This is a genomic window from Nocardia stercoris (assembly GCF_003696265.1).
Lineage (GTDB): Bacteria > Actinomycetota > Actinomycetes > Mycobacteriales > Mycobacteriaceae > Nocardia > Nocardia stercoris.
The window spans coordinates 201,268-221,163 of sequence record NZ_RFFH01000006.1 but is presented as its reverse complement, the minus strand read 5'-3'; the positions used below and the strand labels follow the sequence as shown (position 1 = coordinate 221,163).

16 protein-coding genes are annotated in these 19,896 nt (G+C 69.8%); 9 read left to right on the top strand and 7 right to left on the bottom strand.

The genetic code is table 11. The features are described 5' to 3' along the window. Positions 1-111: 111 nt before the first annotated feature. Positions 112-405, bottom strand: a complete 294-nt coding sequence (locus EBN03_RS16595; RefSeq protein ID WP_122188940.1) for a WhiB family transcriptional regulator — start codon at positions 403-405, stop codon at positions 112-114. A 660-nt stretch (positions 406-1,065) separates the two neighbouring features. On the opposite strand from EBN03_RS16595, the gene EBN03_RS16590 reads away from it, so the two are divergent. From EBN03_RS16590 to EBN03_RS34570, 3 genes are all read left to right on the top strand, one after another. Further along, the gene (locus EBN03_RS16590) at positions 1,066-1,944 is read left to right on the top strand and encodes a hypothetical protein (protein WP_122188939.1); all 879 of its coding nucleotides are present in this window, start codon (positions 1,066-1,068) and stop codon (positions 1,942-1,944) included. Between the two features lie 123 nt (positions 1,945-2,067). Then, complete coding sequence (locus EBN03_RS16585; RefSeq protein WP_122188938.1) at positions 2,068-2,646, top strand: sigma-70 family RNA polymerase sigma factor; 579 nt, start codon at positions 2,068-2,070, stop codon at positions 2,644-2,646. Then, positions 2,639-3,772 (top strand): anti-sigma-D factor RsdA, encoded by a 1,134-nt coding sequence (locus EBN03_RS34570; RefSeq protein WP_199742807.1) that lies wholly within the window; start codon positions 2,639-2,641, stop codon positions 3,770-3,772. Before EBN03_RS16585 ends, EBN03_RS34570 begins: the two co-directional genes overlap by 8 nt. A gap of 91 nt (positions 3,773-3,863) precedes the next feature. Here EBN03_RS34570 and EBN03_RS16575 read toward each other — a convergent pair whose 3' ends face one another. Further along, positions 3,864-4,277 (bottom strand): DUF5319 domain-containing protein, encoded by a 414-nt coding sequence (locus tag EBN03_RS16575; RefSeq protein WP_122188937.1) that lies wholly within the window; start codon positions 4,275-4,277, stop codon positions 3,864-3,866. A gap of 402 nt (positions 4,278-4,679) precedes the next feature. On the opposite strand from EBN03_RS16575, the gene guaB reads away from it, so the two are divergent. Both guaB and EBN03_RS16565 read left to right on the top strand, forming a co-directional pair. Next, the gene (gene guaB, locus EBN03_RS16570) at positions 4,680-6,221 is read left to right on the top strand and encodes an IMP dehydrogenase (protein WP_122188936.1); all 1,542 of its coding nucleotides are present in this window, start codon (positions 4,680-4,682) and stop codon (positions 6,219-6,221) included. 244 nt (positions 6,222-6,465) lie between these two features. Then, a complete protein-coding gene (locus EBN03_RS16565) occupies positions 6,466-7,599 on the top strand; it encodes a GuaB3 family IMP dehydrogenase-related protein (RefSeq protein WP_122189086.1) in 1,134 nt (377 codons plus the stop codon). Positions 7,600-7,762: 163 nt separating this feature from the next. Here the strand turns inward: EBN03_RS16565 and EBN03_RS16560 are convergent, their stop codons facing one another. Next, positions 7,763-8,605, bottom strand: a complete 843-nt coding sequence (locus EBN03_RS16560) for an alpha/beta fold hydrolase (RefSeq protein WP_122188935.1) — start codon at positions 8,603-8,605, stop codon at positions 7,763-7,765. A gap of 208 nt (positions 8,606-8,813) precedes the next feature. On the opposite strand from EBN03_RS16560, the gene guaA reads away from it, so the two are divergent. Beyond that, the gene (gene guaA / locus EBN03_RS16555; protein ID WP_122188934.1) at positions 8,814-10,379 is read left to right on the top strand and encodes a glutamine-hydrolyzing GMP synthase; all 1,566 of its coding nucleotides are present in this window, start codon (positions 8,814-8,816) and stop codon (positions 10,377-10,379) included. 277 nt (positions 10,380-10,656) lie between these two features. Here guaA and EBN03_RS16550 read toward each other — a convergent pair whose 3' ends face one another. Beyond that, positions 10,657-10,890, bottom strand: coding sequence for a hypothetical protein (locus EBN03_RS16550; protein ID WP_122188933.1), 234 nt, complete (start codon positions 10,888-10,890; stop codon positions 10,657-10,659). Continuing rightward, the gene (locus tag EBN03_RS16545; protein WP_122188932.1) at positions 10,883-12,388 is read right to left on the bottom strand and encodes a PspC domain-containing protein; all 1,506 of its coding nucleotides are present in this window, start codon (positions 12,386-12,388) and stop codon (positions 10,883-10,885) included. Before EBN03_RS16545 ends, EBN03_RS16550 begins: the two co-directional genes overlap by 8 nt. A 251-nt stretch (positions 12,389-12,639) precedes the next feature. On the opposite strand from EBN03_RS16545, the gene EBN03_RS16540 reads away from it, so the two are divergent. Next, positions 12,640-13,161 (top strand): pyridoxamine 5'-phosphate oxidase family protein, encoded by a 522-nt coding sequence (locus EBN03_RS16540; protein ID WP_122188931.1) that lies wholly within the window; start codon positions 12,640-12,642, stop codon positions 13,159-13,161. A gap of 31 nt (positions 13,162-13,192) precedes the next feature. On the opposite strand, the gene EBN03_RS16535 is transcribed toward EBN03_RS16540, so the two are convergent. Beyond that, the gene (locus EBN03_RS16535; protein ID WP_122188930.1) at positions 13,193-14,371 is read right to left on the bottom strand and encodes an FAD-dependent monooxygenase; all 1,179 of its coding nucleotides are present in this window, start codon (positions 14,369-14,371) and stop codon (positions 13,193-13,195) included. A gap of 90 nt (positions 14,372-14,461) precedes the next feature. On the opposite strand from EBN03_RS16535, the gene EBN03_RS16530 reads away from it, so the two are divergent. Continuing rightward, entirely contained in the window at positions 14,462-15,010 is a 549-nt protein-coding gene (locus tag EBN03_RS16530; protein ID WP_122188929.1) for a TetR/AcrR family transcriptional regulator, read from the top strand. Between the two features lie 52 nt (positions 15,011-15,062). Further along, on the top strand, positions 15,063-15,602 hold the full coding sequence (locus tag EBN03_RS16525; RefSeq protein WP_122188928.1) for a YaeQ family protein: 540 nt from the start codon (positions 15,063-15,065) through the stop codon (positions 15,600-15,602). Positions 15,603-15,675: 73 nt separating this feature from the next. Here the strand turns inward: EBN03_RS16525 and EBN03_RS16520 are convergent, their stop codons facing one another. Next, positions 15,676-19,878 carry a WD40 repeat domain-containing protein gene (locus tag EBN03_RS16520; RefSeq protein WP_147471610.1) on the bottom strand — a complete coding sequence of 1,401 codons (4,203 nt, stop codon included), beginning with the start codon at positions 19,876-19,878 and terminating at the stop codon, positions 15,676-15,678. Between the last annotated feature and the right edge of the window lie 18 nt (positions 19,879-19,896).

Here is a 19,896-nt window from a genome sequence, read left to right as displayed (position 1 = left end):
GTGGCCAAGTATTTGCTAGGCATTCGGCGCACCGCCGGATCCGGATGGGAGGGATTTCCCCACAGCTGTAACGGAGCTGGGTGGCCGCACGATGTAGGCGGCCGATGGTGCTCAGACGGCTACGCGCCGGCGGTTGCGGCGGGCGTGCATCTCGCGCTCGGTCTCGGACATGCCGCCCCAGATTCCGTACGGCTCACTGACCTTGAGGGCGTGGGTGCGGCACTGGGCCAGGACGGGGCAGGACCGGCAGATCTCCTTGGCGCGCAGCTCGCGCTGGGTGCGGGCGCGGCCGCGTTCGCCGTCCGGGTGGAAGAAGACCGAGGAATCCACGCCGCGGCAGGACCCTCGCATCTGCCAGTCCCAGACGTCGGCGTTCGGTCCGGGCAGGTGAGTGGGCATGGGCATGGTGAACTCCTCGAGTGCGAGCTCGTCGGCGTTGTCGAGCGGGTGGCAGCAACGTCGCCCGGCCCACGGGCGTGGTCGGGACGACCGCGCCGAGGTTGGGCTCGGACCTGGTATCGCCGGCTGGCTTCCGGCGATTTCGCTGTGATGTCGGTACCGCAATTCTCGAGCGGCGCCGACATCGGCGATGACGTACGTTATGACGGGTAACGAATTGGCGTCAATACTTTGCTGATCGACGATTCAAAAATGTTCACCGTGCAGGTTTTACCTTCTAGCTATGTACTTTCCGGATCAGCGCGGACATACTGATCGGTTGGCGGCCTGCGGGCGGACTTCCCGATTCTGGGAGTACTTCGTATTTGCCCAGGTAATAAGCTGTTTCGTCGCGAATCCGCGCCGCGCGGCGCTGATAGCCGATCCATCGAGATGTGATCTAGAGCACTGGTCGAGCGCGGTGACGGCCGCCACAAGTAGCCGTCGGGCTGCCATCAGGTTAATTGTCAGAAAATCGTACGAATTCTCGCTGACCGCGCCGGTCCGTTGCCAGCTGAGATTTACCCGCCCGAAACCCGGCGGTCCATCCGGGATGCTGTCCGATTGCTATTCGCATTCTTCGGCGGGAATTCCGGGGGTTCGAATCGGGCCCGATAGGGTACGGCAATGGATCTGTCCTTCCTCCCGGCCGCCGTACCGGCTGATCAGGTGCGTCCCGAGCTCGTGGCGGCCGCCTTCGGCGCCCGGCCCGGCTGCGCTGCTGCGGAATTGCCGGTAGCCGTGAACCCGGCGGAATCGTGGCTGCGGGCCGTGGTCCTGGGTGGTCAGGGTCACTATGCGGCCGCCCGCGCCGAACTCGCCGAACTGCGCCGCGCGCCCGCCGTCGGCCCGTCGCTGCGCTCCCTGGCGACCAGCACCGAGGCCTCACTGTGGCGGCAGCTCGGCTGGCACGGCCGGGCCGCCGTGCTGGACGGCCCGGCCGCCGCGCTAGCGGTGGTGACGCCGGATTCGCTCGCGGCCGCCCAGGCACGCTGCGACGCGCTGACCGGGCTGGCCGCCGACGGTCTCGGGACCGGTCGGCCGAACCTGTCGGCGCGACTGCTGCAGCGTTGCCGGCGGCTGATCGACACGCAGCCGGTGGGTGCCCGGGTGTTGCTGCGGTGGCACTGGGTGACCGCCGAGACGGCCCTGGCCGGTGGCCTGCCCGGCGTCGACCCGCGCACGCACGCGGAGGCCGCGCTCGCACTCGCCGACGCGAGTTCCTCCGTGCGCCACCGGATCAAGTCGACACTGCTGGTCGCGGCCGCCGCGGCCGCCGCCGGGGACCTGGCCCGTTCGCGGACACTGGCCGAGGAGGTCGCGAGCGGCTGCGCCGAGCACGGTCTGGTGCCGCTGCGGTGGGCGGCCGCGATGCTCCGCGCGGGGATCGCGGCCGCGCCCGGCGCCGCGGCGGCCGCCGGCGCCGAAGCCGCCGAGTGTGCCCATACGCTGGCGCTTCGGGGCGGCCGCTTCCGTTCCGGCCCCGATGTTCTCGCCCGCCACTAGATCACCCTTGTTGCGTGACGGCGGTGACAGAGCGGCTATTGTGGTTCGCGTTCCGTCGATCGGCGGAAGCACTGTCCGGGGCGACCGGCCGTGCCACTTGTAACGCCAGGAATCTCTCTGACGATGACATATGCGGGTGAGGAGTTGGACGTAGCCGTCGCTGCCGCCGCGCAGGGCGATCGTTCGGCTCTAGCCCAGGTACTGGAGGCAATCCGTCCGCTGGTGGTGCGTTACTGCCGCGCGCGGATCGGGTCCGCGGAGCGTGGGCAGCTCTCCGCCGACGATGTTGCTCAGGAGGTATGCCTGGCCGTGATGACAGCCCTGCCCCGCTATCAGGATCAGGGTCGGCCTTTCATGGCCTTCGTCTATGGCATCGCTTCGCACAAGGTTGCCGATGCCCATCGCAATGCCGCCCGTAACAAGGCGGACGCCATGGCCGAAGTACCAGATGTCATATCCACCGACCAGGGGCCGGAACAGCGCGCTCTCGAATCCGAAACGAGCCGGCAGATGAACAGTCTGCTCGGCACATTGCCGGAGAAACACCGAGAGATTCTGATCCTCCGCCTGGTGATGGGTCTGTCAGCAGAAGAAACCGCAGCCGCCGTGGGCAGTACGGCGGGTGCCATTCGAGTTGCCCAACACAGGGCACTCGCGAAACTGAAGTCACAAGTGGCGAGGGCAGGTGAAATGTATGGCTAGGGATGGCGAGCGCGGTCGGGGCGACTGGAAAGCGCGGCTCGGATCGCAGAACGGCGATCCCTACGCCGAAGCACCGGATGACGCGCCGGTCGACATCATGGCGGTACGCCGCGACGATGCTCTGATCGATGCGATAGCCGGGGACGGGCCGGTCGCGACCGACAGCACCGAGGAATACCAGCTGGCCACATTGTTGGCCAACTGGCGGGCTGAGATCGTCGACGAGCCGTTGCCGGCAGCGCCGGATCTGGACGCGATCGTTGCCGCGGTCACGAGCGAGATCGGCGCCCGGCAGGCGCGGATCGGCGCCGATCGAGGCAGCCATCTGCGACTGGTCCGGCCATTGATGGGTGCTGCGGCGGCAGTGGCTCTGATCGCCGGCGGGATGACCGCCTTCTCCTACAACGCGAACCCCGGCGACCCGCTGTGGCGGGTCAAGGAAGTGGTCTTCAGCCAGCAGGCGCAGACCACCATCGCACAGCGCGCCGACGACGACATGTCGCGGGCGCAGTCCATGATCGACTCCGGCCACGCGGACCAGGCGCAGGCCGCCATGGAGAGCGCGGCCGACAACGCGACCCAGATCAACGACGGCAACCGCAAGAGGGAACTGGGCGACCGCTGGGCGCAGATCCGCCAGCAGTTGCAGTCGCTGGCACCGGCGGCGGCCGCGGCGCTGCCCCCGCTGTTCACGACACCGTCGGTGACCTCGCCGGTGGCGACCACGCCGAACGTCCCGGGTTCCTCGGGCCGGCCCAATCCCGCGGCCACGCCGAGCGGCAAGCCTTCGACGGACGCGTCGGTGATGTCCGGTGGCGAGCCGTCCAATCCGGCGCTGCCCGGATCGGAGACCGGCGGCGTAGAACCGGGCAGCCCCACCAACCCGCTGCCGCACACTCCGATTCCGCTGCCGTCGTCCAGCGTCGACCTGCCGTCCGGGGGGCCCGGTTCGCCGGCCACCCCGTCGCAGGCCACGGTGCCGGCCAAGCCGTCGACCCCGAGCGAGGCACCGGCGCCGGCTCCGGCACCCGCGCCGGCCCCGGGAGATTCGCCGGCTACGCATTCGGTCGTGCCGACCACCGTGCCGTCGATCAGCAACCTCATGCCGGACATCGCTCCGCGTTAACGGGCGCCGACCCGGGCGGAACCTTCCGCCGCAACCGACGAAGGCCCGACCACCGATGGTGGTCGGGCCTTCGTCGTGACTGTGGGGGGTGTCAGACCTCGAAGCCGTCGAAGTCACCGCCGTGCAGCGCCTCGTTCATCGACGCGTCGGCGTAACCGCGGCAGTAGTCCCAGGTGACGTACGCCTCGGGCGTCGGGTCGTAGGCGGGCTCGTGCGGGCGCACGGTGCCGTCGACCAGGAGCTGCAGCAGGTTGGCCCGCAGCATGTCCCAGTCGTGGTAGTGATCCTGCCGACAGTCCTCGCAGCTGACCACGAGACCGCGGATGCCCCGGTGTGCGAGCAGCGCTTCGTACACCGCGAGATCGGCGAGATCTTCCTCGACGGCGAGCCGCTCGTGTGGATCCAGCGGCTCCCCCGGCTCGATGGCATCGAGCGCGGCCGACGGGTCGGAGGGATCTCCGGCAAACGGATCCGGCGGCAGGCCAGGTGGTAGATGGTCACGCACAGTCCCACGGTACGCATCCGAGGGGGCTCTGCGCCAGCGCTCGAGTCAATTTGCCGCCACCTTGTCCGGTTGCGCAGGTCATGGTGCCCGAGATTTGCTGTCCGCGCGTGGCGGCACCCCGATCGGCGTCTGTGCAGGGACGATGCCGGTCCCGTCCGGCGGGACGCGCGCGGCGGTGGCCCGTCGGCCACTGGTTTGCCCGAAACCGTTTCGGGCTGGGTACGGTTGCGGTGTGGCCGAGGCAACACCGGTTCCCGGCCGCTGACTCCCGGAATTTCCGGGCCGATACCATTGTCGAAGCAGAGACCGGGCCACGTGTCCGGTCGTCCGCTATCCGTGTAGCTGTCCACGATCCGGAGCGCCCCGGGTCGTTGCTTTCGAGGTCCAGGAGGGGTCGATCCGATGACTAGTCCCGTGGTGGGCGAACACGCTCTCCGGCCCCACACCGGTGGCGACGACCCCAACAAGATCGCGATGCTGGGCCTCACGTTCGACGACGTGCTGCTGCTGCCCGCCGCCTCCGACCTGATCCCGAGCTCGGTGGAGACCTCCAGCCGGCTGACGCGCGAGATCACGCTGCGTACCCCCCTGGTCAGCTCGGCCATGGACACCGTCACCGAGGCGCGGATGGCGATCGCCATGGCCAGGGCCGGCGGTATGGGCGTGCTGCACCGCAACCTGTCCGCCGCCGAGCAGGCCGCCCAGGTGGAGACGGTGAAGCGCTCCGAGGCCGGCATGGTCACCAACCCGGTCACCTGCCGTCCCGGCGACACGCTCGCCGAGGTCGACGCCATGTGCGCCCGCTACCGCATCTCGGGTCTGCCGGTCGTCGACGAGACCGGTGAGCTGGTCGGCATCATCACCAACCGCGACATGCGCTTCGAGGTGGACCAGGATCGCCGGGTCGAAGAGGTCATGACCCGGGCGCCGCTGATCACCGCGCGCGAGGGCGTCACCGCCGAGGCCGCGCTGGGCCTGCTGCGCCGGCACAAGGTCGAGAAGCTGCCGATCGTGGACGGCAACGGCCGCCTGCGCGGGCTGATCACCGTCAAGGACTTCGTCAAGACCGACCAGTACCCGAACGCCACCAAGGACCGCGACGGCCGGCTGCTCGTCGGCGCCGCGGTCGGTGTCGGTGAGGACTCCTGGTCGCGCGCAATGACTTTGCGGGACGCCGGCGTCGACGTGCTGATCGTCGACACCGCGCACGGCCACCAGGTCCAGGTGCTGCAGATGGTGGCCAAGCTCAAGGCCGAGGTCGGCGACCGGATCCAGATCGTCGGCGGCAACGTCGCCACCCGGGGCGGCGCGGCCGCACTGGTCGAGGCCGGTGTGGACGCGGTCAAGGTCGGGGTCGGCCCCGGCTCGATCTGCACCACCCGCGTGGTCGCCGGTGTCGGTGCCCCGCAGATCACCGCGATCCTCGAAGCTGTGGCGGCCTGCAAGCCGCACGGTGTGCCGGTGATCGCCGACGGTGGCGTCCAGTTCTCCGGTGACGTGGCCAAGGCCATCGCGGCCGGTGCCTCCACGGTCATGCTGGGCTCGCTGCTGGCCGGTACCGCCGAGTCGCCGGGCGAGCTGATCCTGGTGGGCGGCAAGCAGTTCAAGAGCTACCGCGGCATGGGCTCGCTGGGCGCCATGCAGGGCCGCGGCCAGGCCAAGTCCTACTCCAAGGACCGCTACTTCCAGGACGACGTGCTCAACGAGGACAAGCTGGTTCCCGAGGGCATCGAGGGCCGGGTGCCGTTCCGGGGCCCGGTCAACCAGGTCATCCACCAGCTGGTCGGCGGCCTGCGGGCGGCCATGGGCTACACCGGCTCGCAGACCGTGGCCGATCTGCAGGAGAAGCAGTTCGTGCAGATCACGGCCGCGGGTCTGAAGGAGAGCCACCCGCACGACATCACCATGACGGTGGAAGCGCCCAACTACACGGGCCGTCAGTAACATGTGACCGGTACGCCGCGCCTGCGACCGCAGGTGAGCGGCGTGGCGGCCGAGGACGGCCGTGGGCGCAGGTGTGACCGAATCCGATCGCGGGTAGTCATCGAGGTGCCCGATCGGCAAGAGTGCTCGAGGGTGTCCTACCGGGCTGCACGGCTGTGCGCTCCGGCGACACACGGCTGCGCGCCGGTTGCCGGCCGCGAACGAATATTCCGCCACGAGGGTGGCCAGAACACAGGAGATCCACGTGCGCGACATGGTCGAGATCGGCATGGGCCGGACCGCTCGGCGTACCTACGAGCTGGACGACGTCGACATCGTCCCCTCGCGCCGGACCAGGTCGTCGCAGCAGGTGTCGGTGGCCTGGCAGCTCGACGCCTACCGGTTCGACATCCCGCTGGTCGCGCACCCGACCGACGCCCTCATGTCGCCCGAGTTCGCCATCGAGCTCGGCAAGCTCGGCGGCCTGGGTGTGATCAACGGTGAGGGCCTGTGGGCCCGGCACGCCGACGTGGCCGGCTGCATCGACCGCCTGATCGAGGTCGACGAGAAGGAAGGCGCCGAGGCCGCCGTCAAGCTGCTGCAGGAGCTGCACGCCGCGCCGATGCAGCCGGAACTGCTGGCCGCCGCCGTGGCCCAGGTCCGGGCCGCCGGGGTGACCGTGGCGGTGCGGGTCAGCCCGCAGAACGCCCAGGCGCTCACCCCGTCGCTGGTGCAGGCCGGGATCGACCTGCTGGTGGTGCACGGCACCATGATCTCCGCCGAGCACGTGGGCGCGGGCGAGCCGCTGAACCTGAAGACCTTCATCGCCGACCTCGACGTGCCCGTGGTGGCCGGCGGGGTAAGTGACCACCGCACCGCGCTGCACCTGATGCGGACCGGTGCCGCCGGCGTGATCGTCGGCTACGGCTCGACCCCGGGCGCTACCACCACCGGTGAGGTGCTCGGTGTCGGTGTGCCGATGGCGACCGCGATCGCCGACGCCGCCGCGGCCCGCCGCGATTACCTCGACGAGACCGGCGGCCGGTACGTGCACGTGATCGCCGACGGCGACATCGTCACCTCCGGGCAGCTGGCCAAGGCCATCGCCTGCGGTGCCGACGCCGCCATGCTCGGTCTGCCGCTGTCGCTGGCCGCCGAGGCGCCCGGCCGCGGCTGGTACTGGCCGTCCGCCGCCGCGCATCCGTCGGTGCCGCGTGGTGCGCTGCTGAAGTACGCCGACGCCGACGAGCGCACGTCGCTGCACCAGGTGCTGTTCGGTCCCTCCAGCGACCCGTGGGGGTCGACCAACCTGGTCGGTGGTCTGCGCCGGTCGATGGCGAAGGCGGGGTATCAGGAGCTGAAGGAGTTCCAGAAGGTCGGCCTCAGCGTCCGCGCCTGAGCGCCTGCCCGCCTCCCCGCGTTTTTGGCGCGGCTCGGGTGCCTTTGGGGTCGGGCACGCTCGGCGGCGGTTTGAATGGACGGCGATTTCGGGCGTACCCGGGGAGTTACCCGGCCCGCACGAAATCAGTTGTTGCGTTCGGGGAGAAGACGCTCGGGTTCCGTCAGTCGGTGCTTTGGACTATCGGCAGGTTGCCGGTCGTCGGGTTGTAGCGCTGGGCCGGTGGGACCGTATCGCGCAGGAAGGCGCGCAGGGCGGTGTTGATCACCTCTGGATGGGTCATGGTGACTGCCTGGTGCGCATCGGCGACTTCCAGGTAGCGGGAGCCGACCAGACCGGCGGCGAGCGCTTGGATGTGGTCGTGGGGTATGCCGGCCCGGGTCGGATGGATTACCAGTGCGGGGCAACGTATCTCGTTGAGGCGGTGGACGATCGAGTCGCGGCCGAGCAGGCAGCCGGCGGCGGCCTCGCTCACCAGGGGGTTGCGGATCAGCCAGCGGCGGACCCAGATGTCGCGGTACCAGTCATCGTCGCCGATCAGCCATTCGGCCAGGTACTCGGCGAGAGCGCGGCGGGCGCCCGGTTCGTGCCAGCGATCCAGGAAGCGGTGGGCCGACTCGAGTTCCTCCTCGGTGGCGCCGTGCGCTTCGGTGGCGATGAGGACCAGGCCGTCGACCCGGTCGGGTGCCAGCAGGGCCGTGCGCAGCGCGCTGAAGCCGCCCTGGGAGGTGCCGCCGATCACGGCCCGTTCGACGCCGAGCTGATCCAGGACGGTGAGCGCGTCGCGGGCCGCGGTCCAATAGGTGAAGGGCAGGCCTTCGTCGCGAGTGTGCCCGTGCCCGCGGGCATCCCACGCGACGACCCGGAACTCGGGTGCCAGCGCGGCGGTCTGCGCGACGAACATGGTCGCGTCCATACAGAATTCGTGCCCGAGTAAGACGACCGGACCCGTGCCACCGCTGTCCTCGTAATGGATTTCGGCATCGATCGCACGGGCGAATGGCACGGCGCCGAGTGTACTTGCACATGCCGACATCGCTCGAGGCTCGGAGTAATTCTCGGACCCGAGTGCTGCGGGCTGCGAACGCTCCGCTATCACCTCCGGGCCGCCGCGCGAGCCCGCTGCGCCCGCTCGGACGGTCCCGCGGGGGCCTGCGTGGTCACGCTTCGCTACCGCCTCCGGCCCCGGACTCGGACCCGCCTAGACTGTCCCGGTGGCAGATTCTCAGCGTCCAGTACTCGTCGTCGACTTCGGGGCGCAGTATGCGCAGTTGATCGCGCGGCGGGTGCGCGAATGCAGCGTGTACTCCGAGGTGGTTCCGCACACCATGACCGTCGAGGAGATCGCCGAGCGGCAGCCCGCCGCGGTCATCCTGTCCGGCGGACCGTCCAGCGTGTACGCCGACGGCGCACCGCAACTGGACCCGCGGCTGTTCGACCTCGACGTGCCGGTGTTCGGTATCTGCTACGGCTTCCAGGCCATGGCGCAGGCGCTGGGCGGCACCGTCGCCCACACCGGGACCCGCGAATACGGCCGCACCGAGGTGAACATCGACGGCGGTGTGCTGCACGGCGGCCTGCCGACCGTGCACCCGGTGTGGATGAGCCACGGGGACGCGGTCACCGACGCGCCCGAAGGCTTCGAGGTCACCGGTACCACCGCGGGCGCGCCGGTCGCGGCCTTCGAGAACCGGGCCCGCAAACTCGCCGGCGTCCAGTACCACCCGGAGGTGCTGCATTCGCCGCACGGCCAGCAGGTGCTGAGCCGCTTCCTGCACGAGCTGGCCGGTATCCCGGCCGCCTGGACCCCGGCCAATATCGCCGAGGCGCTGATCGAGGGCGTGCGCGCGCAGATCGGTGACGGCCACGCCATCTGCGGCCTGTCCGGCGGTGTGGACTCGGCGGTGGCGGCCGCGCTGGTGCAGCGCGCCATCGGCGACCGGCTGACCTGTGTGTTCGTCGACCACGGCCTGCTGCGGGCCGGGGAGCGCGAGCAGGTGCAGCGCGACTTCGTCAACGCCACCGGCGCCAACCTGGTCACCGTGGACGCGGTGGACAAGTTCCTGGGTGAGCTGAAGGGCGTCAGCGACCCGGAGGAGAAGCGCAAGATCATCGGCCGGGAGTTCATCCGCTCCTTCGAGGACGCGGTCGCCGAGGTCGTGAAAACCACCGGCACGACCGATGATTCGGTCGAGTTCCTGGTCCAGGGCACCCTGTACCCGGACGTCGTGGAGTCCGGTGGGGGTACCGGCACCGCGAACATCAAGAGCCACCACAATGTCGGCGGCCTGCCTGACGACCTGGAGTTCCAGCTCGTCGAGCCGCTGCGGCTGCTGTTCAAGGACGAGGTCCGCGCGGTGGGCCGCGAGCTCGGGCTGCCCGAGGAGATCGTCGGCCGCCAGCCGTTCCCCGGCCCGGGTCTGGCGATCCGCATCGTCGGCGAGGTCACCCACGACCGGCTGGAGCTGCTGCGCCAGGCCGACGCCATCGCCCGCGAGGAACTGACCGCGGCCGGGCTGGACGGCCAGATCTGGCAGTGCCCGGTGGTGCTGCTGGCCGACGTGCGCAGCGTCGGCGTGCAGGGCGACGGCCGCACCTACGGCCACCCGATCGTGCTGCGCCCGGTCTCCAGCGAGGACGCCATGACCGCGGACTGGACCCGGCTGCCCTACGACGTCCTGGAACGGATCTCCACTCGCATCACCAACGAGGTGGCGGAGGTCAACCGCGTGGTGCTCGACGTGACGAGCAAGCCGCCGGGGACCATCGAATGGGAGTGAGTTAGTCGCCGGGGACCATCGAATGGGAGTGAGTTAGTTCGATGGACGTGACGAGGCTGAGCTCGTTGGGGGACCATCGAATGGGAGTGAATTAGCTACTCCCGGAACAGCATTCGAGGGCCTGTGATCCGAATCGGATCCCAGGCCCTCGGCGTGTACGGCAGTCCGGTCGGGGGCGACTCGGCGGTGCGCCGAGGATCGCCGTGCATTCCTACCGGCGCCGAGCGGGTCCGGCTGGACGGCACCCGAGCTGCGCCGCGAAGCGCGGGGCGGGGGGCTAGCGGTGCCGGCGCCGGCGGCGGTGCCGACTGGGGCCGGCGACCATGCTGATGCCCACCACGATGGCGAAGGCGATGGCGATCCAGCCGAAGTGGACGACGTGGTGGTGGGCCGGCCAGGTGTCGGGGCCGCGCAGGGCCCACACGCTGATCAGGAGGGCCAGGACACCGGCCAGCAGCATCGGCAGTGACGGGCCGCGCCGCCAGGTCTCGCGAGTTTCGTTGTCAGCCACGGCGATCCACCTCCACGTGTCCGGCACGGACGTCGATGTTCAGGGTCAGCAGGGGGCCGGTCGGCGGCCCGGACAGGCCGGGTACGCAGTCGGCGGGGTCGGTGAGCCGGGTGTCGCAGCGGGTGTCCACCCGCATCGAGGGCGGGACCACGATCCGCAGTTCGCCCATACGGACCTTGGCGTCGACGGTGGCGTCCGAGTTCAGGGCGAGCTGACGGAGGTCCAGCTCGCCCGAGCCCATGGTGACCCGGAACGGCTGGGCGAGATCGGATGTGGTGGCGGGACTCCAGGTCCGCTCGCTCGCCACGGCACCGTCGTTCAGGTCGACCGGGCCGATCTGCGAGGCCAGGACGACGAAGCCCGCGAGCGGGATCGCCAGCGTCATCAGCCCGTAGCCGCGGCGCAGGAACGCGCCCACCACCATGCCCAGCCCGAGCACCGCCAATGCGACGGCACCGATGCGGCCGGGGGTCAGCAGCCAGTCCTGGCCGGAGAAGGCGGCCGCGGTGGCGCCGGCCGCCGCGAGGATCGCCAGGAAGATCACGATGGGGGTGAGCTTGGATCGCGGCTGCTTCACCGGCGGCGTCACGGCGGTCGGCTGGGCCGGGCGTGGTTCGGGCAGCTCCCAGGCCAGGGGCGAGACGCCGAGCGGGTCCCAGCCCGGGGGCATCGCGCCGAACCGGGTCGGGTCGGGAACGGCGGTGCGCGGGGGCACGGTGCGCGGGCCGTCCGGTGTGTCCTGCGGCGTGGCGGTTCCGGGTCCGGCCTGGCCGGTGGAATCTGCCGCTGCGGCAGCGGATTTGGCCTGGTCCGACGGATCCGATTGCACGGCAGCCGATTCGGGCGCGGTCGGATTCGATTGCGCGGCCGCGGATTCGGATTCCGGCGCGTCCTGCGGCACCGCCGAGGCCGGAACGGTCTGTGCCGCAGCGGGGTCCGGCTCGTAGTGGTCGGGAAGTGTTGTGTACGGGCCGTATCCGGTCGGGTACCAGCCGACCGTCTCCGGCATGGCGGGCGCGGGGTAGTCGGTGGTCGCGGTCGGCACCCCGGCGGGCGGGTTCGGTTCGCGCCGGAACATCAGCCACCACCCGGCCAGCATGAGCATGAAACTGATCAGACCGGCGCCGTCGGTGCCGAATCCGATCGGCCCGGCCGTACTGACCGCGATCCCCAGCACCACCAGCAGCACCACCGTGCGCACCGGACGTTGCGAGGTGCGGCCGCGGCCCAGCAGTCCCTCGGTCGGTGACACCTCGTCGCCGTAGGCGGGCAGCAGCAGCCAGGCCAGCAGGTACAGCACCACGCCGGCGCCGCCGAAGATCGTCGACACCACGAACGCCACCCGGATCAGCACCGGATCCACCGCATACCGCTGCCCGAACCCGGCGGCCACGCCGGCGATCGGTCCGCGCCGCGGCAGCCGTACCGGCCGCGTCTGCCACAGGTGCTGCAGTTGTTCGTTGAATCCCGTTCGGCTGGTCCCGCCCGCTCTGGTCATGGTCCTATAGTCGGCTCGCGCGGTTCGAATCGCATCGGGGGACACCCTGATCGGTTCCCTGAACTCGGGCCGCCAGGGGCTCGGGAAACGTCCCGGCACGCCGCCTCGGCGACGGCCACCGTGGCAAGCGCTGCATTACGCTCGGAGCGCTCCGGCATCGTGTCGCGGCGGCCGAACCCCGCTGCCGTGGGCTCGGTTCCGTCGATCGGGCGAGCCGAGCGGTGTCCTTGTCCCCGACCAGCGGAGGAACGATGCTCGCGGATCCGATTTCGGCTCAGGACCTGAACATCTACGGTGACGCGACGCTGCCGTGGGATCGGGCACGCGCGGCGATGGCGGCGGGGCTGGGACTGCCCGAGACGCCGGCCTTCCTCGGCACGGCCGGGGCCGCGGGGCACCCGAGTTCGGCGGGTATCGGCTGTGTCGAATCCGCCGGGTGGCTCTACTTCACCAGCGGTCCCGGTACTCGGAAGTCGCGGAACCTGGCGGCGAATCCGTTCTGCACGTTGTCTTTTCGCTTCCCGGATGTCGACCTGGTGTTCTCCGGCGCCGCCCAGCGGGCCGTCGACCCGGACGAGCTCGACCGGGTGACCGGCGTGTACCGGGCCGGCGGTTGGCCCGCCGAACGATCCGGCGACGCGGTCACCGCGCCCTACAGTGCGCAGAGCGCGGGGCCCGCACCGTGGCAACTGTTCCGGTTCACCCCGCACGCCGCGGTCGGTGTCGCCCTCACCGAACCGCACGGGGCGACCAGGTGGCACTTCGCGCACTGACTCCGGCTGCCGTGTTCGCGCGCACCCGGGGTCATCGTCGGTCGCCGGACGTCGCGGCTGCGCCGTTTCGCCGTCGGCGGGCCGCGCCGATCGTGGTGACCAGGGGCAGCACGCGGGTGAAGGCGTTGCGTGCGGCGATGCCGGCGCGGGTGGCGGGCAGCAGGAGCATGGTCGCGGCCGAGAAGCCCTTCAGCTTGGGCTCGACCAGGGTGCGATGCTGCCGCTCGTACCGGCGGAACGCCTCCGCCGGGTCGTCGGTGGCGGCCATTGCCGTGGCGAGCGTGTAGGCGCCGGTCATCGCGAGCGTCGAGCCGTCGCCGAACAGCGAGAGGCAGGACGCGGCGTCGCCGAGCAGCACGATGCGGCCGGTCGACCAGCTCGGCATCCGAACCTGGCTCACGGAATCGAAGTAGAGATCGTCGGCGGCGCGCACCCGCTCCACCAGCTCCGGCAGCCGCCACGAGGGCTCCGGGAAGGCTTCGGTGACCAGCCGCTTGTGCTGGTCCAGGTCACGGTGGTCGAACCCGGGGACGGCAGCGGACCGGAACATGAACGCCGCTACCGCACGGCCTTTCGACGGATGCACCGTGACCGCACGTCCCGGGGTGTTGTGGACGAGTACCTCGGTGTCGGCGCCGAACGGCCGGTCCAGCTGCACTGTCGCGACATACACGCCCATGTGCCGGACGAATTCCGCCTCGGCACCGAAGGCCAGGCGCCGCACGTTCGAGTGCAGGCCGTCGGCGCCGATCACCGCGTCGAAGCGGCGTGGGCCGGCGTGGGCGAAGGTGACCGCCACGCCGTCGGGATCCTGTCGCAGGCCGGTGATCGTGTCGCCCCACAGGAATTCGATTCCGGCTTCCCGAGCGGTGTCCAGCAGGATGGCGGCGAGGTCCGCCCGGGGTATCTCGACCTCGCGGTCACCGGCACCGCCCTGGAAGAGTTCCAGCCCGATGTGTGCGGTCGGCCGGCCGTGGGCGTCGACGAAGGTCATCCGGTTCACCGCCGATCCGGCTGCTTGTAGCCGGTCCAGAATCCCCATCTTCTCGGCCACCTCGATCGCGGGCCCTTTGACGTCCACGGGATTTCCGCTGGAGCGTTGCGCGTGCGCGCGTTCGACCACGGTGACCTCGAATCCGTTGTGGGCCAGCCAGTAAGCCACCGTTGATCCGCCGACGCCCGCGCCGGACACGAGCACTGTCTTGCTCATGAGTACATCCTCTGCATTGAACCGGACGAATTTCGTCCGCTTGCGCAGCGTAACCTAAGCGGAAGAATTTCGTCCAGATGTGGAGGTGTGATGCCCGAGACCTTGCGGGCCGACGCACGCAGCAACCGTGATCAGATCCTCGCCGCGGCATTGATCCTGTTCCGCGAGCAGGGAATCGACGTGGCGATGAAGGAGATCGCCGACCGCGCCGGAGTCGGCGTCGGCACGCTCTATCGGCGCTTCCCCGATCGCGACACCCTCATTGCGGCGGCCGCACACGCGCACCTCGCCGACCTCGCCGAACGGGCCGCGACGATCCGGCGCGAGGCGCCGGACAACTGGTCCGCCCTGTGCCGATTCCTCCGCGACTGTGCCGAAATGCGGCTCGGCGCACTGGCATCCGCCATCGAACCGGCGCTGCACCAACGGATCAAGGCCGACCCGACGCTCGTCGACGCCCGCTCCGCCGTGGTCGATCACGTCACTGCCATGACCGTCGCCGCCCAAGCGGACGGTGCTCTGCGCGCTGATATCGACCCGCAAGACATCTTCCGGCTCATGACCGTCCAGATCTACGGCGAAGGGCTCGATCGCGTCGTCGACATCATGCTCGACGGCCTGCGTGCCGTCGGCCCCTGACCGACCTACCGCCGGAGTCGAGCCCGACTGCCGCGTCTAGGCTCTGGCAGCTATGGCCCAGAGCGCGACCCTGCACAATTTCTCCGTCCAGCTGGCCGATGTCGATCGGGGCGTCTACCAGGATCTGGAATTGCGGGTCGCGCGGCACCCGTCCGAGACCGCGGAATACATGCTGACCCGGCTGCTGGCCTACTGCCTCGAATACGAGGACGGCATCGCCTTCAGCGAGGGGATCTCGGCCACCGACGACCCCGCGGTGCTGGTGCGCGATCTCACTGGCCGCATCACCGCCTGGATCGAGGTCGGCGCCCCCGACTGGGAGCGGATCCATCGCGGCAGCAAGCTGGCGGGCCGGGCCGCCGTCTACACCCACCGCGACCCGGAGAAGGTGCTGGCCCAGTACGCGGGCAAGCGGATCCATCGCGCCGAAACCATCCCGCTCTACAGCTTCGACCGAGACTTCGTCGACGCGGCGGTCGCGGCGATCGACCGGCGCAACACGGTGACGGTGTCCGTCACCGAGCGGCAGGTTTTTGTGGATATCAACGGGACTCACGTGAGCACAGTGGTCGGGGAGCGGATGCTGGGGTGACCTGTGCCGTCCATTTGCGCGAAGCGGCGGACCGGCCGCTTCGCGCACGATGCTGTCGTCCCAGCGTGACCGGTCAGTGGCACGGCGGAGCGTAGTCGAAGCCGGGCAGGTAGCGATGCCACAGGTCCTCGGTCCACATGCTGCCTGTTGCGACGCAGATGCGGCCGGTCGTGTGCTGGAGATCGAGGTCGAAGAAGCGGACATCACCGGATCGGGACGCCGTCGCGAGCCCGCGGCCGTCGGGTGTGAGGGCGACGGTCCAACTGCCGTTGTCCTCGGACCCGGTCAGGTCGGCGATTCGCTCCGGGTGGCGCCGGTCGTGGAAGTCCCACAGCTGCACAGCGCCGTCGAAGCCGTTCGTGGCAACGGTGCGGCCGTCGGTGTCGATACCGATGAATATCACCGGGAATGTGTCAGCGACAAGGGGTTTGCCGATCCGGCGTGGCGACGGGCCGCTGATATCCCAGCTCTGGATCGCGTCGCGGGATACGACGGTCGCGCTCTGGTCGGGGCCGATCGAGACGAATCCGATCGTTCGATCGGTCTCGTGATACAGCTCCGAAACCCGTTGGGGGTGGGTGGGATCGGAGATATTCCACTCGACCACGCTGGTCCGGGCCTGGCGGTCCACCAGGATCTGCTCCTGGGTGAGCAGAGTGCGGTTGCCGGGCCCGAAGGTGGCGCTCGCGGTCGGCGCCGTCGGGAAGGGAACACCGATCGGCTTGGGCCGCAGCCGATCCGACAGGTCCCACAGCTGCATCGCATGATCACCGGTCGATGTCGCGAGCATCCGCCAATCGGGGCTGATCGAGGCGGTTGTCGTGGCCTGCGGTAGATCCCAATCCCCGAGCGGGTGGATGTGACCCGGATCGGTCAGGTCCAGCAGCGTCCGCTGCCAGTGGTAGTCGGGCAGCAGGAGTCGCTGCAACAAGAGTGTGCTGCCGTCCGGCGACATCGTGATGCTGCCGTGGCCGGCCGGTACCTGGTATTCCCCGATTCGCTGCGGCTGCTCCGAGTTTCGAATACTCCACAGTCGGACGCGGCCCTCGTCGGACACGGTGGCCATGCGGTCGCCGGCCGCATCGAATGCGGGCGTGGACATCGCACCCGAGTGGTCGGTCAGGACGGCCGGCGGCAGTGACCATACCCGGATCTCGCCGCCGGAACCGCCCATGGCGAGGGTGCGGCCGTCCGGGCCGAATTCGATCGAGTTCGCAGTGAACATGCACGGCTGGATGTCGGTGCCGACGGCGCAGAGTGCCGGGCTCATCGACAGCGCGTCGGTGAGGTGAACCGGAGTGGCGGGATCCTCGATGTTCCACAGGGTCGCGCCGTCGGTGCCCGCGGTCGCCAGCACGGCTGCGCCCGGCGCGAACGCAAGGGCATGCCGACCGCTACCGGGGTTCACTGTGGATACCTTGCGGGGATGCGCCGGGTCGGCGACATTCCAGAGCTGTACGGTCGTGCCGTTCTGGTCGGTCGGCCGGCTCGGGTCCGTGTCGGCTACCGCCAGCACGGCACCGTCGGAGCTGAAGGCGAGGTCAGGGTTGACGGTGAGCGGGTCGCCGACCGACGGCGCGACGAGCACCGGGCCGCCGGCGGTTGTGTCCCAGAGCTGGATCGTGGTCGATGGTGTGCGGTGGCGATCGAATTCCACGGCGGCGAGAAGTCCACCGTGCGGACTGAAGACGATCGTCGTTCGGAACGGGTTGGCCGCGGTGGCAGCCGGCGCCCCGATCGGAGTGGGTGTGCCGGGATCGGTCACGTTCCACAACTCGAGCCGCGATGGTCTCGACACCGCGACCGACTTGCCGTCTGGTGCGAAAGCCACACTGGCCGAGGGTGATTCAGAGGGACCGGACAGATCCGAAAGCCGCCGCGGTGTCGATGGGGTCGAGACGTCCCATAGTGTGGTCCGGGAGTCGGCCGCGTCGCTGCCCGCAGTCGTGATCATGAGGCTGCCGTCCGGACTGAGATCCATGGCGGTGATGGTGTCGATGCCGGGTCCGAGCAGGTGCGGCCGAAGTGCGTCCGAGGTGTCCCACAAACGCAGCCTGCCGTTGGACGCGGACAGCGATGCCATCAGCTTGCCGTCCTGCGAACGTCGGATTTCGGTGATGTTGTACGGGTCACCGGTATCGACTGTCGACGGCAGAGCGGACTTCTGTGTCTTCAGCAGCCGGGAACGAACATCGGAATCACCCGGTCGCATTCGCCAGGCGACGAGGTCGAGTTGGGCGGCCAGGGCCGGATCCGTCGCCTGCTTCTGGTCGGCCTCGGCCAGCACAGCGGCGAAGGCGGAGTCGGCCCGCCGTTGCGCGGCGAGCCGACTCTCGGAGTAGACGGCCGAACCGAGCAGCAGCAGTGCGACACCGAGAACGGCGAGGACCGCTTTGGTTCGGGAGGATCGCTTTCGGGTCCGGCTGTGAGCGGTCGTTGCCGCAGTGAGGAATTCGCGTGCCAGGGCAGCGACGGCGGTCGACCCGGCGTGCTCGCTCGCCTGCTGTAGGCGGGTGCCGCGATAGAGCAGCGACGGGTCGCGCTGCTGGCTGTCCCAGTCCGCCGCATCGGATTCCAGACGCTGCCGGATCAGATAGCCGACGCGGTCCTGATCGATCCAGCCGCGCAGGCGCGGCCAGGCGGTGAGGACGATCTCGTGGGTGAGGGTGACGGACTCGGCGTCGAGGGTGATCAGGCGGGTGCGGGACAGTATTTCCAGTGCGGCGGTGGCGTCTTCGGGGTCGGCGGCGCGATCGAGCAGGTCGGCCCGGCCGGCGGTGCGGCGGGTGTCGCGGTCGTCGCGGCCGACGGTGACCAGGCCGAGCAGAATGTCCTGCGCGGCTCGCTGCTGCGCGGGAGTCAGTTCGTTCCAAGCGTTTTCGGCGGTCTCGGCGACCGATCCGACCACTCCACCGGCCTTGCGGTAGCCCGCGACGGTGAGGCGGCGGCCTTCGCGGTGCTGCCAGGTCGCGGCCATGACGTGCGAGAGCAGGGGCAGCGCGCCGGGGTCGTAGCTGGGACGGTCGGCATGATTGCCGGCACCACAGAGTTCGGTGACGACAAGTTCCTCCAGGCCGGGTTCGAGCTCCAGCCCGGCCGCCTTCGCAGGTCCCGAAATCGCTTGGGCGAGTTCGTCCATGCGCATCGGACCGAGCAGGAAGCTGCGCTGTTCCAGGGCGGATCGGAGCACCGGATGGTCGAGGCAGTGGGCGTAGAAGTCGGCCCGCATCGCCACGACCACAGTGATCGGATCCTCGGTGTGGGAAGCGTATCCGTCCAGCAGGGTGAGGAATTCGTCTCGCGCGCGATTGTCGGTGCAGGCTGTGAACAGTTCCTCGAACTGGTCGATCACGAGCAGGCGGCGTCGGGCGCTGGATGCCGCGGAACTGCCTGCGGTCAGGCCGGATTCGGTGCCGGAGCTGGGTGGTTGCGCCGGCTCCGATGCGGTGCCGGACGTCGATTCCGCTGGATCGGTGTCGGGCGTGGAGACAGCCGGCCCGGCGCCGGACGGTGTGGACACCCGGTCTGTGCCACTGTCGCGGCTCGTCACCGCCTCTGGTGCTGCCGCGTCCGGCGCGGTGTCGCTTACCGGATCGGCCTGGTCCGGTGCAGCACCGGCCAGAGCCGCGGACAGATTGCCGAGCGGGTCGGCGCCCGGTGTGAAAGTTACTGTCTCCCAGTCGGACAGGGCCGGAATCAGTCCAGCTGCCAGCAGGGACGACTTGCCCGCCCCCGAGGCACCGATCACCGCCACGATGCTCTCGGCGGCGGCGACCAGGGCCGTGAGTTCGGTCGTGGCCTGGGTCCGACCGAAGAACAGGGCGCGGTCCTGCGGCCGGTAGGACGTGAGCCCCAGGTAGGGGCAGGGTGATTCGGCCTCGCTCTCCGGCGCCCAGGTGGTGGCCGCCCGCCAGAGCCGTTGCCACTCCGCAGGATCCGCCAGCGGACGCGTGACGGCAGCGCTCCGTTTGCGGGCCAGCTCCACCAGCACGAGCACCACCGGCAGCAGGGATTCGAAGCGGGCCGGGACGTTTCGCCCGGCCTTCCAGTCGCTGATGCGCTGTGCGGACGCGCCGCCGGGGCGGTTGCCCTGGGCGGCCCGCATCCGGGCCCCGGCGGCTGTCGCGACTCGACGCAGCGTCGGATTCCCCGCTGCTACATAGAGTTCGGTGAATCGCTGCGCGAAAAGCGCGCGCGGTGAGGAGGCGGGACCCGGTGGCAGGGCTGCCCCCGCCGCTGCCACCGGTTCGGTATTCGGTTGTTCCCCCGCGGTCATGATCGTCAAAGTACCGGC